General features: G+C 70.0%; 11 protein-coding genes. 6 read left to right on the top strand and 5 right to left on the bottom strand.

Annotated features, from left to right (window positions below; all coding sequences use genetic code 11):
- Window positions 1–131 precede the first annotated feature (131 nt).
- Window positions 132–1,409 (bottom strand): nitrate/nitrite transporter, encoded by a 1,278-nt coding sequence (locus FUT87_RS08720; RefSeq protein WP_147240771.1) that lies wholly within the window; start codon window positions 1,407–1,409, stop codon window positions 132–134.
- Window positions 1,410–1,734: 325 nt separating this feature from the next.
- On the opposite strand from FUT87_RS08720, the gene FUT87_RS08715 reads away from it, so the two are divergent.
- Complete coding sequence (locus FUT87_RS08715) at window positions 1,735–3,195, top strand: type IV pili methyl-accepting chemotaxis transducer N-terminal domain-containing protein (RefSeq protein ID WP_147240288.1); 1,461 nt, start codon at window positions 1,735–1,737, stop codon at window positions 3,193–3,195.
- Between the two features lie 6 nt (window positions 3,196–3,201).
- Here the strand turns inward: FUT87_RS08715 and FUT87_RS08710 are convergent, their stop codons facing one another.
- From FUT87_RS08710 to FUT87_RS08700, 3 genes are read right to left on the bottom strand one after another with little or no spacing between them, the layout of a single operon-like run.
- A complete protein-coding gene (locus FUT87_RS08710) occupies window positions 3,202–4,005 on the bottom strand; it encodes an ABC transporter ATP-binding protein (protein ID WP_175538131.1) in 804 nt (267 codons plus the stop codon).
- Window positions 4,006–4,033: 28 nt separating this feature from the next.
- Window positions 4,034–4,960 carry a nitrate ABC transporter permease gene (gene ntrB, locus FUT87_RS08705; RefSeq protein WP_147240770.1) on the bottom strand — a complete coding sequence of 309 codons (927 nt, stop codon included), beginning with the start codon at window positions 4,958–4,960 and terminating at the stop codon, window positions 4,034–4,036.
- 33 nt (window positions 4,961–4,993) lie between these two features.
- Window positions 4,994–6,217: a CmpA/NrtA family ABC transporter substrate-binding protein gene (locus tag FUT87_RS08700; RefSeq protein ID WP_147240769.1), complete on the bottom strand. Its 1,224-nt coding sequence runs from the start codon at window positions 6,215–6,217 to the stop codon at window positions 4,994–4,996.
- Window positions 6,218–6,505: 288 nt separating this feature from the next.
- Here FUT87_RS08700 and FUT87_RS29915 point away from each other — a divergent pair, with 288 nt between their 5' ends.
- The gene (locus FUT87_RS29915) at window positions 6,506–7,498 is read left to right on the top strand and encodes a PEPxxWA-CTERM sorting domain-containing protein (RefSeq protein ID WP_222617098.1); all 993 of its coding nucleotides are present in this window, start codon (window positions 6,506–6,508) and stop codon (window positions 7,496–7,498) included.
- A 58-nt stretch (window positions 7,499–7,556) separates the two neighbouring features.
- Here the strand turns inward: FUT87_RS29915 and FUT87_RS08690 are convergent, their stop codons facing one another.
- Window positions 7,557–8,126, bottom strand: coding sequence for an ANTAR domain-containing response regulator (locus tag FUT87_RS08690; RefSeq protein ID WP_222617097.1), 570 nt, complete (start codon window positions 8,124–8,126; stop codon window positions 7,557–7,559).
- Between the two features lie 244 nt (window positions 8,127–8,370).
- Between FUT87_RS08690 and FUT87_RS08685 the strand changes: the two genes are divergently transcribed.
- From FUT87_RS08685 to FUT87_RS08670, 4 genes are all read left to right on the top strand, one after another.
- Window positions 8,371–9,384 (top strand): PEP-CTERM sorting domain-containing protein, encoded by a 1,014-nt coding sequence (locus FUT87_RS08685; protein WP_091719823.1) that lies wholly within the window; start codon window positions 8,371–8,373, stop codon window positions 9,382–9,384.
- 194 nt (window positions 9,385–9,578) lie between these two features.
- Complete coding sequence (gene icmF, locus FUT87_RS08680; protein ID WP_147240767.1) at window positions 9,579–12,863, top strand: fused isobutyryl-CoA mutase/GTPase IcmF; 3,285 nt, start codon at window positions 9,579–9,581, stop codon at window positions 12,861–12,863.
- A gap of 101 nt (window positions 12,864–12,964) precedes the next feature.
- Window positions 12,965–13,321, top strand: coding sequence for a hypothetical protein (locus FUT87_RS08675; protein WP_147240765.1), 357 nt, complete (start codon window positions 12,965–12,967; stop codon window positions 13,319–13,321).
- Between the two features lie 128 nt (window positions 13,322–13,449).
- Window positions 13,450–14,539, top strand: a 1,090-nt coding sequence (locus FUT87_RS08670) for a HAMP domain-containing protein (RefSeq protein ID WP_147240764.1), incomplete at its 3' end; no start/stop codon positions are given.

Raw genomic sequence — 14,539 nt, 5'->3', positions numbered from 1 at the left:
CGGCGGCAGCGCGCTCGCCCGCCGCAACCCGCTCGCAGCCTGGCAACTGGCCTTCGGCCTGTCGGCGCTGCTCAACCTGCTGCTGCTGGTCTGGCTGCTGTTCCTGCCGCGCTGAACGCGGCCGGGCCGCGTCAACGCGCTTCATAGGCCCTCCCGTGGGGCGGCGCCGAGGCGGCGCTGCTCGCCGTGCCCGCGGCGGGCACGCGGGCGCGGCCGCCGCGCTCGGCCCAGGTGCGGGTCCAGCGGATCTGCATCACGCGCATCACGCCCAGCATCAGCAGCGACAGCGCCGCGAAGATCGCGAAGCCCCAGAAGTAGGTCCCGGCGTATTGCTTGGACAGGCCCATCAGGTTGGGCACCAGGCCGCCGCCGAGCGCGCCGACCTCGCCGATCATCGAGCCCGCCACCGCCGTGGCCGCGGGCCAGCGCAGCGGCACCAGCTGGAACAGCGCGCCGTTGCCAGCGCCCAGCGCGGCGAAGCACGCGATCAGCAGCAGCGTCGTGGCCACCAGCGATCCGCCGGCCAGGCCCACCAGCAGCAGCGTCACCGTCACCGCGACCAGCACCACGGTCAGCGTGTTGACACCGCCCCAGCGGTCGGAGATCCAGCCGCCCATCACGCGCACCGCGGCACCCATGAACGCCGCCAGCATCGTCAGCTGGCCGGCCTGCACCTTGGAGACGCCGAACTGGTCGTAGTAGTAGGTGGGCAGGAAGGTGATGAGGCCGATGAAGCCGCCGAAGGTGACCGCGTAGATCAGGCTGAAGGCCCAGCCGTCCTTCTCGAACAGGCAGGCCATGTGGCTGCGCAGGCCGGCATGGCTGTCGACATCGGGCGGCTCCTTGGCGAAGACGATCATCACGAGCATCGGCACCAGGATCGCGGCGCCGGCGACCGCGTAGACCGTCTGCCAGCCCAGCCACTGCGCCAGCGGCGGCGCCACCAGCACCGACACCGCGGTGCCGACGTTGCCCGCGCCCACCAGGCCCATCGCCAGGCCCTTGTACTTGGGCGGGTACCAGCCCGAGCCCAGCGACAGCGCGACGCCGAAGCTCGCGCCGGCGATGCCCAGCAGCACGCCCATGGCGAGCAGGTCGTCGTAGCCCTTGACCATGAAGAAGCCATAGCCCATGGCGACGGCGATCAGCGCCATCTCGACCAGCGTCGCGTTCTTGCGGCCGATGTATTGCGACAGCACGCCCAGTGGGAAGCGCATCAGCGCGCCGGCCATGATGGGGATCGACAGCATCAGGCCCTTCTGCGCGGCGGTCAGCTGGTAGGCCTCGCTGATGAAGGGCGCGAGCGCGCCGTTCAGCACCCAGATGCAGCACGAGAACGCGAAGTACAGGAACGCCGCACCGAGGGTCGGGGCGTGACCGGAGCGCAGGAAGGTGCGGAACGCTGCCATGGCGGGGAGGCTCTGGGTGGCTGGAACGAAAAAAGGCCGCGTCGAGCACCGGGCTCGGCGTGGCCTTCTGACGGATGGGGCATCGGGTCGCTCGGCGGCCCGCTGCGAAGACCGCGGGGCCGGAACCCCGCGCGGGTGCGGCGCGTCATTGCGCCACGAGCTTCCCTTCGCAAGTCGCGTGCCAGTTTGCTGCACCGCACCCAGGCCGCCCGCCGTCGGCGCGAAGGGCTTATGCTGCGACGCGCCGAGGACCACCCCGGTTCCCGGCGCCCCGACGAGGCGGCCGACGCCGCCTTTCTCCTCTGTCGCGCCCCGCCTGCCGCCCATGTCCGCGTCCCTGCCCGCGCCCGCCTCACGCCCCCTCGATGACGCCGCCGACGACGGCGATGCCCTGCCCCGCCGCGTGCTGCTGCTGGGCGGCGATCGCGTTCCGACCGACCTGCTGGACCCGCCGCCGCACTGGATCGTGGCGTCCGTGCACCAGCCCGGACGCGACAGCTTGGTGCGTGCCGCACAAGAACAGGCCGTCGAGGCCTTCGTGCTGCTGGCCGACGCCGACCAGGTCGACGGCTGGCTGGATGCGATCGAGGCCGCTGGCGAGTCCTTCCGGAGGTCGCCCGGGGTCGATGCGCCGGGCGCGCTGCCCGGCCTGGCCGTCGTGCCCGACGCGCCGGCGCTGCCGCCGCCCGTCCAGCAGCGCGCGCTGGCGCTGGGGGTGCAGCTCATCCTGGAAACGATGCTTCCCGCCGAGGCGCTGCGCCGCCAGCTGCGCTGGGCCGTCTGGCAGGCCGGCCGCTTCGCGGCGGTGCGGGCGCAGCTCGACGACCGCAAGTGGACCGAGCGCGCCAAGGGCCTGCTGATGTCGGCGCGCGACCTGGACGAGGACAGCGCCTTCCGCCTGCTGCGCGAAACCGCCATGCACGCGCACCTGCGACTGGGCGAGGTGGCGCGCTCGGTGGTGCAGTCGGCGCAGCTGGCCGAGGCGGTCAACCTCGCCGGACAGCAGCGCATGCTCAGCCAGCGGCTGGTGAAGCTGATGGCGCAGCGGGCCGCCGGCATCGAGGCCAAGCGGGCGAAGACGCTGCAGGACGAGTCCTGCGCGCGCGTGGCGAGCAACCTGTCGCGGTTGCCGGCGCTGTTGCCCGCGTTGTTGCCGCCGATGTCATCGCCGATGTCGCCCGCGCCGGCCGCCGCGATGTCGCCCTCGATGTCGCCTGCGCCAGGGCCTTCGTCCTCCGCTGCGCCGGAGTCGGTCTCATCGCGGGCCGCGCTGCAGGTCGATCCGGTCATCGACGCCTGGCGGCGCCTGGAGCCGCTGCTCGCCGGCAAGCCGACGGCCGAGGCCCTGCTCGCCGCCGATGCAGCCGCCGAGGACCTTCGCGCGCACTCCGACGCGCTGGCCTCGGCCATCGCGGCCTGCGGCGGCGGCAAGCCGCTGCATGTCGTCAACCTCTGCGGTCGCCAGCGGATGCTGAGCCAGCAGCTGGCCAAGGAAGCGCTGCTGGCGGACCTGCTGCCCAGCCGGAACCCGGCGGTGCTGCTCGACAGCCTGGATCGTTTTGCCGCCGGGCTGGCGGAGCTGGAGAGCTCGCCGCTGTCGAGCGACGCGATCCGGGCCTTGCTGGCGGAGGTCGGCGCCGAGTGGCTGCGACTGATGCGCAGCCTGCGTGACGCCCATGGCCGCGAGGCGGCCGCGGGACTGGCCCGCAGCAGCGAGATCCTGCTCGACCGGCTGGATCTGCTCACCGCGCATTACCAGCAGAGCTTGCAGATCATCCTGGGGTGAGGGTCTTCAAGCCGCCCGGGCCTCCGTGTGGCGATGCCGCGTGTAGAGGAAATCGATCACCGCCTTGCGCGCATGCACGTAGACCGGATCCTCCGCGAGCGCGACGCGATCCCGCGGCCGCGCCAGCCGCACCGGCAGCACCTCGCCGATCGTCGCCGCGGGCCCGTTGGTCATCATCACGATGCGATCCGACAGCAGCACCGCCTCGTCGACATCGTGCGTGACCATCACCACGGTGCTGCGCGTCGCGGCGACGATCTTCAGCAGCTCATCCTGCAGATGCGCCCGCGTCAGCGCATCCAGCGCGCCGAAGGGCTCGTCCATCAGCAGCACCTTGGGCTCCATCGCCAGCGCCCGCGCGATGCCCACGCGCTGCTTCATCCCGCCCGAGATCTCATGCGGCCGCTTGAACATCGCGTGCCCCATGCCGACCAGGTACAGCGCCTCCTCCGTCCGAGCCATCAGTCGCGGACGTAGTTCCCGGCCGCCGAAGACGGACTCGACCGCCAGCAGCACGTTGTCGAAGCAGGTCAGCCACGGCAGCAGCGAATGGTTCTGGAACACCACCGCCCGCTCCGGCCCCGGACCGGCGATCTCGCGGCCGTCGCAGAGCAGGCCGCCGCCGGTGGGCCGCAGCAGGCCGGCGATCAGGTTCAGCAGCGTCGACTTGCCGCAGCCCGAATGACCGATCAGCGTCACGAACTCGCCCTGGGCAATGTCCAGGTCGATGTCGCGCAGCGCGTGGAAGCGTCCCTGGCGGGTCGAGAACACCATGTCGGCCCGCTGCACGCGGATGAAGGGAGTGCTCATCAGGATCTCCTGGTCGCGCTTGATGCGCTCAATCGTCGAAAGAGAAACGCCTGGCCAGCGCCATCAGCGCCCATTCCAGCAGCAGGCCCACGATGCCGATCACGAAGATCGCGATCAGGATGTGCCGCACGTTGAGGTTGTTCCACTCGTCCCAGACCCAGAAGCCGATGCCCACGCCGCCGGTCAGCATCTCCGCCGCGACGATCACCAGCCAGGCCGTGCCCACCGACAGCCGCACGCCGGTCAGCATGTAGGGCAGCACCGCCGGGAACAGGATGCGCGTCACCAGCTTCCACTCCGACAGCCGCAGCACGCGCGCGACGTTCAGGTAGTCCTGCGGCACGCGCTGCACGCCCACCGCGGTGTTGACCACCATCGGCCAGATCGAGCAGATGAAGATGGTCCAGATCGCCGCCGGATTGGCGCTCTTGAACACCAGCAACCCGATCGGCAGCCAGGCCAGCGGCGACACCGGCTTGAGCAGGCTGATCAGCGGCGACAGCATGCGGCTCGCGAATTCAAAGCGGCCGATGATGAAACCCAGCGGGATGCCCACCGCCGCCGCCAGGCCGAAGCCCAGCCCGACGCGCTCCAGCGAGTTCAGGATGTTCCAGCCGATGCCCTGGTCGTTGGGGCCGTTGCGATAGAACGGATTGGCGAACAGCTGGACCGCGGCGTCCCAGGTCGCGCCGGGCGTCGGGAAGGCGCCGCCCTTGAGCGTGGCGAGGGTCCAGACGAGCCATAGCAGGCCGAGCCCGAGCACCGGCGGCAGCACGCGCATCCACAGGCTGCGCCAGTCGATGCCGGCGCGCGGCGGGCGCGCGGACGGCGCGGCCGGCGTGGACGGCGCGACCGGTTCGTTGGCCGCGTCGCGGGCCAGCGGCTTGGGCGGGGCCACCGGGGCGCTCATCGGCTCGGCGGCGTCGGTGGGGGAATGGAAAACGGCACTGACCATGGCGGGCTCCTGCGGGGATCGGATGAAGCGCGCTCAGGCGCGGACCTTGAAGGCATCGGCGTACTTCGCCGGATCCTTGCCGTCCCAGACGACGCCGTCGAAGAACTTCGCCGACCGCATCGTCTCCTTGGGCACCGACACGCCCAGCGCCGTCGCGGCCTGCCGGTAGAGCTCGACCTGGTTGACCTGGCGGGCCACGCCCAGGTAGTCCGGATGCTCCTTGATCAGGCCCCAGCGCTTGTGCTGCGTGAGGAACCACATGCCGTCGGACAGCCAGGGGAAGTTGACCTGGCCGTCGTTGAAGAACTTCATGTAGTTGGGGTCGTCCCAGGTCCGGCCCAGGCCGTTCTGGTACCGGCCCAGGATGCGCTGGTTGATCGCGTCGACGCTGGTGTTGACGTAGGCCTTGTCGGCGATGGTCTCGGCCATCTTCTGCTTGTTGGACAGGCTCGCGTCGATCCAGCGGCCCGCCTCGAGCACGGCCATGATCACGGCGCGCGCGGTGTTCGGGTACTTCTTCACGAAGTCGCCGGTGGTGCCCAGCACCTTCTCCGGATGGTCCTTCCAGATGTCCTGCGTCGTGGCCGCGGTGATGCCGATACCATCGATGATGGCGCGATGGTTCCAGGGCTCGCCGACGCAGAAGCCGTCCATGTTGCCCACGCGCATGTTGGCCACCATCTGCGGCGGCGGCACGGTGATCACCTTGGCGTCCTTCATCGGGTTCACGCCCGCGGCGGCCAGCCAGTAGTAGAGCCACATCGCATGCGTGCCGGTCGGGAAGGTCTGCGCGAAGGTGTAGTCGCGCTGCTCCTTCTTCATCGCGCGGGTCAGCGACGCGGCGTCGACCGCGCCCGCCTCGGCGAGCTTCTTCGACAGCGTGATCGCCTGCCCGTTGTTGTTGAGCGTCATCAGCACGGCCATGTCCTTCTTCGGACCCGCCACGCCCAGGTGCACGCCGTAGATCAGGCCGTAGAGGACATGCGCCATGTCGAGCTCGCCGTTGACGAGCTTGTCGCGCACGCCGGCCCAGGAGGCCTCCTTGGTCGGCACGATCTTGATGCCGTACTTCTTGTCGAAGCCCAGCGCGGCGGCCATCACCACCGACGCGCAGTCGGTCAGCGGGATGAAGCCGATGCGGACCTCCTCCTTCTCCGGCTTGTCCGAGCCCGCGGCATAGGCGCCACCGCCCGGCAGCGCGGACAGCCCGCCCAGCGCCGCTCCGGCGGCGAGCAGCTTGCGACGCTCAGCGCTCATCAGACCCTCCTTGGAACCGTGTTGCATTCAAGACCTCCGGGAAAGAAAACAAAAAAGGCGTCGCGATCGGACCCGGCGCGGTACGCGGGTGCGATCGGACGCCTTTGTCCGAACCTTGTTGGGGCGGCCCTCACGCCGTTGCGAGGGCTTGTCGATCACTACGCATGAAGCGTGCCAAGGCCGCGCACGCGGCGTGCCCGCGGAAGCGGTTTCGAGGGGCGGCGTGAACGTCGGCCGTCGGCTAACTTCCGTGAAGCCGCCGCGAACGATGCGGCAAGGGAGACCGCCATGCATCCACTACCCCGCAGCGCGCGGCCGCTGGCCGCCGCCGTGCTCGCCATCGGCCTGTCCGGGCAGGCCCTGGCGCTGGAGATCACCAGCACCAAGCAGGCCGCGATCTATCGGGACGGGGCGGCCACGCCGGTCGCCGGACCGATCAGCCGCACCGGCACGCTCGCCTCGGGACAGCTGGACTCGGCGAACCTGACGGTCACGGACAACTCGTCGGGTTCGCTGCTGGCCACCGCCACGGGCTGGAGCCAGGGCAGCCGGACCGGCCTGTCCAACTTCGCGTCGGCCAGCGTCTTCCTGAACACCCTCGCGTTCGAGCGGTCGGCCTACGTCGAAGTGACCTCCTCGATCTCCTTGACCGACACCTTCGTCATCACCTGCCCGACCTGCGTCAATGGCACCATCGCGTGGGCGGGCCTGGCCGTGGGCGGCAACCTCGGCCAGTACATCTCGACCGGCGGCTTCAGTCCCTGGACCGGCCAGCCCGAAGGCGCCTACCAGACGACGGCGCTGAACTATTCCACCTCCAACGGCGCGTCGAGCACCGGCGTCCCGCCCCCGCCCTGGGGCGAACCGCACCAGGACCAGGCCGGATCCTCGTACACCCTGTACGACATCCAGAGCAACGGCAACCACTCCGCCTGGGAGATCCGCGACGACGGCGCCGTGATGTTCCAGTTCGTCTACGGCGAGCCGATCACCTTCGGCCTCCACCTGCACTCGTGGGTGACGGCCGCCGTCCAATCCGGCACGAGCGGCCAGACCGACGCCTGGGCACTCGCGATGTCCAACCAGATCGACAACATCACCTTCGGCGGCGTCTACGTCACCGACCTGGACAACAACCCGGTGGGGAACATCTCCGCGCTGAGCGCCGATGGCTACAACTACGCGCTGGCGGCCGCCGTCGTGCCCGAACCCGGCACGTGGGCGCTGATGCTCGGCGGCTTGGCGGCGCTGGGCGCGCTGGCGCGACGTCGGCGAGGCTGATCACGACCGGCGCCTCGCACGCACCGTCCTGCGGCGCCCATGCGCCGCGGCGGTGCGTTCAGCCCCGCAGCAGCTCGTGCGCGTCGATGACCCGCCGAGCGACCTGCGCGATCGGCTCGCCGCGGTCCATGGCGAGCTTGCGCAGCCGCTGGTAGGCCTGGTCCTCGTCCAGGCCCTGCTCGCGCATCAGGATGCCCTTGGCCTTGTCGACAAGCTTGCGCGACGCCAGTTGCGCCTGCGCGTGGCTCAGCTCGGTACGCAGCGCGAGGTCCTGCTCGAAGCGCGCGATGGCGACGTGCAACACCGGCGCCAGGCGCTGCGCCTGAAGGTCCGCGACGACATAGGCGCTGACGCCCGCCTGGATCGCGCGACGCATGGTGCCGCGGTCCTCGTCCTCGGCGAAGACGACCACCGGGCGTGGCATCTTGGCGGAGAGCGTGGCGAGGTTCTCCAGCGTGTCGCGCGTCGGCGATTCGGCGTCGACGATCACGACGTCCGGCTGCAGGCGCAGCACGCAGTCGTGGATCAGCGTCGCCTGCTCGATGACGCCGACCACCTCGTGCCCCTGGCGCGCGAGCTCGTCGCGCAGCAGGTCCGCGCGATGCGCGCCGTCATCGATGACGAGCACGCGCAGCCCCGCCGGAGCGGACGGCTCCGGGCTGGCAACGGGGGCTTGCGGCGGCTTCACCGCCGAGACGGCGCAAGTTCCATGCCGAGCGCACGGGCCGGGCGGAACGCGCCAGCGCGGAGCAATCGCCGCGCCTGCCACCGCGCAACCACCGTGCCCGCGGTCCTGTTTGGGAGGGGCCGCGCGATGCGGCGGATCGCCGTACTGTCGCAGCTTGCGGCACCCCCGCCGCAGGGAGAGCGCCATGCGCCACATTTCGCATCGAGTGTCCGTCGAGGTCCTGCTGGTCGCGTTGCTGTCGCTGGGAAGCGCAGCCGCCGGCGCCGCCGAGTTCAAATCCATCGCCACCGCGAGCAGCCAGACCGCGGCGCGCAGCGCCGAGCAGATCGGCGAATGGAAGACCGGCGGCTCGTCCATCTGGTCGGCCGCCGACGCCGTGCTGCTGGACCAGTCGTCCAGCCTCGTGCAGAACGCCGAGGCGCGTTCCTCGGCCACCGCGACCTTCGGCCACCTCACCTTCGTATCGCGCACCGCGACGACGCAGACCTCGGTGTCCGGCGTGCAGCCCGGCACCCGTGCCGAGTCGATGGCCAGCACGGAAGCGGCCGACAGCTTCGTCATCACCTGCCTCACCTGCGTGGACGGCACCCGCGGGGTCATGAACTTCCGCGTCGTGCTCGAGGGCGACGTCGGCATGAGCCATTCCTCCACCAACTCGACGACGGGGCAGCCCATCCCCGGCCCCGACCGCGAGATGTCCTATTTCTGGAGCGCCAACCTCACGATGCGCGCCTCGGGGGTCGCGGCGGAGTTCCCCGGCCCGGGCTGGGTGTCGCAGTACGGGTACGACTATCTGGCGATGGTCAACGACCGCGTCGTCGCCGGCGGCTCGCGGGAGGGCACCGGGATCTACAACCTGCAACTGGAGTTCGAGTTCGGCCGTCCCATCGAGATGCTGTGGCAGGGCACCGCGATGTCCTCGTCCTTCCTGCATGACAGCGCGGACACGGTCATCGGCGCCCTCACCGCGCAGTCGTACGCCGCCTTCACCAACAGCTTCTACTGGGACGGCATCTCCTCGGTCACCGATGCCGACGGCAACGCCATCAGCGGCTTCACCGCGCTGAACGGCGCCGGCGTCAGCTACGCCCAGTCCTTCGCCGACGTGGTCGTCGCGGTCCCTGAACCGGGCATGGGTGCGCTGACCCTCGGCGGGCTGGCGCTGCTGGCGACGCTGGCCCGACGCCGCCGCGGCTAGCCCCTCGCCCTAGGGATTACCCGCCCTTCGCGCCTCGACAAGCGCGGGCTTCTCACGTTTACGTAAACGTCAACCGGCACCTAGAATCGGCGCCCATGGTCGGTCCCCAGAAGGGATCGACCCACGACAGGCGCCGCGGCGGGACCACCCTCGCCGTCCGCAGGCGACCGCGCCCCCCAGCCGGAGACACACGCATGACCGAGATGTCCGCCGAGTACAAGGCCCTGGCCGAGTACCGCCCCACCCAGAAGGTCCGTTTCGTGACCGCCGCGAGCCTCTTCGACGGCCATGACGCGGCGATCAACATCATGCGGCGCATCCTGCAGAGCATGGGCGCGGAGGTCATCCACCTGGGCCACAACCGCTCGGTGGACGAGGTCGTGACCGCCGCGCTGCAGGAAGACGCGCAGGGCATCGCCGTCAGTTCCTACCAGGGCGGCCACGTCGAATACTTCAAGTACATGGTCGAGCTGCTGCGCCAGCGCGGCGGCGACAAGATCCAGGTCTTCGGCGGCGGCGGCGGCGTGATCGTGCCGGCGGAGATCCGCGACCTGGCCGACCAGGGCGTGCGCATCTTCAGCCCCGAGGACGGCCAGCGCATGGGCCTGCAGGGCATGATCGGCGAGATGGTCATGCGCTGCGACCAGGACCTCAGCGCCGCCGCGCCCGGCGAGATCGCCGCGCTGCAGGGCCATTCCGAAGCCGCCTGGCGCGCGCTCGCGCAGGCGATCACCGCGCTGGAGAACGGCCGCGCCGACGCCACGTTCACGCAGTCGCTGCGCGACGCGGCCCGCGACCTGCGCATCCCCGTGCTCGGCATCACCGGCACCGGCGGCGCCGGCAAGTCCTCGCTGACCGACGAACTGATCCGCCGCCTGCGCCTGGACCAGGACGACGCGCTGCGCATCGCTGTCATCTCGATCGACCCGTCGCGCCGCAAGAGCGGCGGCGCGCTGCTTGGCGACCGCATCCGCATGAACGCCATCGCGCCCTGGACAGCCGGCCCGCGTGTGTACATGCGTTCGCTGGCCACGCGTGACTTCGGCTCGGAGATCTCGCAGGCGCTGCCCGACGTGATCGCCGCGGCGAAGGTGGCGGGCTTCGACCTCGTCATCGTCGAGACCTCCGGCATCGGCCAGGGCGACGCGGCCATCGTGCCGCACGTGGACGTGCCGATGTACGTGATGACGCCGGAATTCGGCGCCGCCAGCCAGCTCGAGAAGATCGACATGCTGGACTTCGCCGAGTTCGTGGCGATCAACAAGTTCGACCGCAAGGGCGCGGCCGACGCCTGGCGCGACGTCGCCAAGCAGGTGCAGCGCAACAAGGAGGCGTGGGGGAAGAAGGCCGAGGACATGCCCGTCTTCGGCACCATGGCCAGCCGCTTCAACGACGACGGCGTCACCGCGCTGTACCAGGCGCTCAAGCCGCGGCTGGCGGAGCTCGGCCTGAACCTGCGCGACGGCCGCCTGCCGATCGCCGCGACGCGCTTCAGCACCCACCAGACGCCGATCGTGCCGCCAGCGCGCGCGCGTTACCTGGCCGAGATCGGCGACACCGTCCGCGCCTACAAGAAGCGCGCCCGCGCGCAGGCGCGGCTCGCGCGCGAGATCCAGCAGCTCAGCGCCAGCGCCGCGATGCTGGGGCAGTCCGATGCCTCGGCGGACGTGGCGGCGCTCGAGGCGCTGGCCGCATCGCGCCAGGCGAAGCTCGACGCCGACGCGCGCCAACTGCTCGCGCAGTGGCCCGACATGCAGAAGGCCTACGCCGGCGACGAGTACGTCGTGAAGATCCGCGACAAGGAGATCCGTACCGCGCTGGTGTCGACGTCGCTCTCGGGCACCAAGATCCGCAAGGTCGTGCTGCCGCCGTACGAGGATCAGGGCGAGCTGCTCAAGTGGCTGATGCTGGAGAACGTGCCGGGCAGCTTCCCGTACACGGCCGGCGTATTCGCGTTCAAGCGCGAGGGCGAGGACCCGACCCGCATGTTCGCCGGCGAGGGCGACGCCTTCCGCACCAACCGCCGCTTCAAGCTGGTCTCCGAAGGGATGCCGGCCAAGCGGCTGTCGACGGCTTTCGACTCGGTCACGCTCTACGGCGCCGATCCCGCGCCGCGGCCCGACATCTACGGCAAGGTCGGCAACTCCGGCGTCAGCATCGCGACGCTGGACGACATGAAGGTCCTGTACGACGGCTTCGACCTGTGCAACCCGACGACCTCGGTGTCGATGACGATCAACGGCCCGGCGCCGTCGATCCTGGCGATGTTCATGAACACCGCCATCGACCAGCAACTGGCGAAGTTCAAGGCCGACAACGGCCGCGAGCCCACCGCCGACGAGGCCGCCAAGATCCGCGCCTGGGTGCTGGCCAACGTGCGCGGCACGGTGCAGGCCGACATCCTCAAGGAGGACCAGGGCCAGAACACCTGCATCTTCTCGACCGAGTTCTCGCTCAAGGTGATGGGCGACATCGCGCAGTACTTCGTCAACCATGACGTGCGCAACTTCTATTCGGTGTCGATCAGCGGGTACCACATCGCCGAGGCGGGCGCGAACCCGATCTCGCAGCTCGCGTTCACGCTGTCCAACGGCTTCACCTTCGTGGAGGCATATCTGGCGCGGGGCATGCACATCGACGACTTCGCGCCCAACCTGAGCTTCTTCTTCAGCAACGGCATGGACCCGGAGTACACCGTGCTGGGCCGCGTCGCGCGCCGCATCTGGGCGGTGGCGATGCGCGACAAGTACGGCGCCAACGAGCGCAGCCAGAAGCTGAAGTACCACATCCAGACCTCGGGCCGCTCGCTGCATGCGCAGGAGATCGCGTTCAACGACATCCGCACCACGCTGCAGGCGCTGATCGCGATCTACGACAACTGCAACTCGCTGCACACCAACGCCTACGACGAGGCGATCACCACGCCGACCGAGGAGTCGGTGCGCCGCGCGATGGCGATCCAGCTGATCATCAACCGCGAGTGGGGCCTGGCCAAGAACGAGAACCCGAGCCAGGGCGCCTTCATCATCGACGAGCTGACCGAGCTGGTCGAGGAGGCGGTGCTGACCGAGTTCGAGCGCATCGCCGAGCGCGGCGGCGTGCTGGGCGCGATGGAGACGGGTTACCAGCGCAGCAAGATCCAGGAGGAGTCGCTGCACTACGAGATGCTCAAGCACACCGGCGAGTACCCGATCATCGGCGTCAACACCTTCCGCAACCCGCATGGCGACCCGGTGCCGGAGCACATCGAGCTGGCACGCTCGACCGAGGACGAGAAGCAAAGCCAGCTGACGCGCCTGGGCGAGTTCCATGCGCGCCACGCGGCCGAGTCGCCGGCGATGCTCAAGCGGCTGCAGCAGGCGGTGATCGACAACGGCAACGTCTTCGAGGTGCTGATGGACGCGGTGCGGGTCTGCTCGCTGGGGCAGATCACGGCGGCGCTGTTCGAGGTCGGCGGGCAATACCGGCGCAGCATGTGAGCCCGTAACGCCCATCGCGCGGTCTGGTTATCCTTGCGCCCGCCGCCGGGTCGGCGTCGCGACCGCGGCGCACCGGATAGCGCGTCTAGAGGGAGGACACCATGATCGGATTCATACGCACCTGCGGCGCCGCCGCCGCATTGACGTTGGGCTTGCTGCCCGTCGGCCGGGCACAGGGCGACCCGGGCTACGACTGGTCGGTGATCGGCACCAAGGTGACCGCGATGGAGGTCACCTACATGCCGGACCGCATCCTGTTCGCCGTCGAAGGCAACGCCGGCAACTGCGGCAGTGGCACCTGGCTCACCTACGCGGGCACCCAGAGCGACAACGCGGCGCGGCAGGCCAATGTCAAGGCGGTCTACGCTGCGTTGATCGCCGCCAAGACCACCAGCACGCCGATCCGGATCTACGGCATCAACAGCGGCTGCAAGGTGACCTTCTTCTACCTCGGCTGACGACGGCCGGCCTCTGGCACGACCCGGCCCCGCGCACCTCCAAGCGCGGGGGGGCGGCCGCGCGCCGCCTTGCCGCGCCCAGGGGGCACTCCCATAATCGATCGCACCCACGTCGACGGGAGTCCGCCATGCTGCAGACGCTGAACCGGATGAAGATCACCACCCTGCTCCAGGTCGGCTTCGCGGCGGTGCTCGCGATGGCGGCCCTGATGACCGGCGTGGGGGTGATGAAGCTGCGCGAGATGGTGCGCCTGAGCGACGGCCTGCACGTGCTCGAGCAGCGCCGGCTGATGGCCACGAACTGGCGCGCCGCGACCGAGCTCAACCTCAACCGCGTGATGGCGATGGCCAAGTCCGGCGGGCACGACGGGCTGACCGCATTCCTCTCCGGCGAGATGACGCGCACCACCGAGCGCATCAACCAGCTCCAGGCCGACCTGGAGAAGGCCATCGACGACCCGGAGCAGAAGGCGCAGCTGCCGGTCATCGCCGCCGAGCGCCAGCGCTACGTCGACATCCGCAAGGGCGTGATGGCCGCGATCAAGGCCGATCCGGCGGCGGGCGGCCGGCAGGTCGACCAGACCCTGATCCCGGCGGCGACCAGTTACCTCGCGTCGGTCGAGAAGCTCGTGGCGCTGATCTCCGAGGACACCGACGCCTACGCCGCGCGCCAGCGCGAGCAGGCCTCGCAGGCGGCGGCGCTGATGCTGGCGCTGACCGGCCTGGCGGTGGTGCTGGGCGTCTTCATCGCGTGGCGGATCACGCAGTCGGTGCGGGCGCCGATGGTGCGCGCCGGCGCGGTGGCGCAGACCATCGCCAGCGGCGACCTGAGCCAGGACATCGTCGTCGATCGCAGCGACGAGATCGGCGTGCTGCTGCGCGAGCTGAGCGCGATGCAGGACGCGCTGCGGCGCATGGTGCGGCAGGTCCGCGACGGCACCGAGACCATCAACGTCGCGACGCAGGAGATCGCGACCGGCAACCAGGACCTGTCGGCGCGCACCGAGGCGACGGCCTCCAACCTGCAGCAGACGGCCTCGTCGATGGAGGAGCTGACCGGCACGGTGGCGCACACGGCGAGCTCGGCGCAGCAGGCCAACGCGCTGGTGAGCGCGACGCGCGAGTCGGCCTCCAAGGGCGGCGACGTGGTGAGCGAGGTGGTCGAGGTGATGCAGCAGATCGAGTCGAGCTCGCGGCGCATCAACGACATCATCGGCG

It is taken from the genome of Mitsuaria sp. TWR114, assembly GCF_007997345.1.
This window is presented reverse-complemented; position numbering and strand designations above follow the sequence as displayed.

Excerpts from the sequence above, each read along its gene's own strand:
- icmF (WP_147240767.1), top strand. The coding sequence starts at position 9,579 with ATGACCGAGATGTCCGCCGAGTACAAGGCCCTGGCCGAGTACCGCCCC.
- FUT87_RS08715 (WP_147240288.1), top strand. The coding sequence starts at position 1,735 with ATGTCCGCGTCCCTGCCCGCGCCCGCCTCACGCCCCCTCGATGACGCC.
- FUT87_RS08710 (WP_175538131.1), bottom strand. The coding sequence starts at position 4,005 with ATGAGCACTCCCTTCATCCGCGTGCAGCGGGCCGACATGGTGTTCTCG.
- ntrB (WP_147240770.1), bottom strand. The coding sequence starts at position 4,960 with ATGGTCAGTGCCGTTTTCCATTCCCCCACCGACGCCGCCGAGCCGATG.
- FUT87_RS08685 (WP_091719823.1), top strand. The coding sequence starts at position 8,371 with ATGCGCCACATTTCGCATCGAGTGTCCGTCGAGGTCCTGCTGGTCGCG.
- FUT87_RS08675 (WP_147240765.1), top strand. The coding sequence starts at position 12,965 with ATGATCGGATTCATACGCACCTGCGGCGCCGCCGCCGCATTGACGTTG.
- FUT87_RS08720 (WP_147240771.1), bottom strand. The coding sequence starts at position 1,409 with ATGGCAGCGTTCCGCACCTTCCTGCGCTCCGGTCACGCCCCGACCCTC.
- FUT87_RS08700 (WP_147240769.1), bottom strand. The coding sequence starts at position 6,217 with ATGAGCGCTGAGCGTCGCAAGCTGCTCGCCGCCGGAGCGGCGCTGGGC.
- FUT87_RS29915 (WP_222617098.1), top strand. The coding sequence starts at position 6,506 with ATGCATCCACTACCCCGCAGCGCGCGGCCGCTGGCCGCCGCCGTGCTC.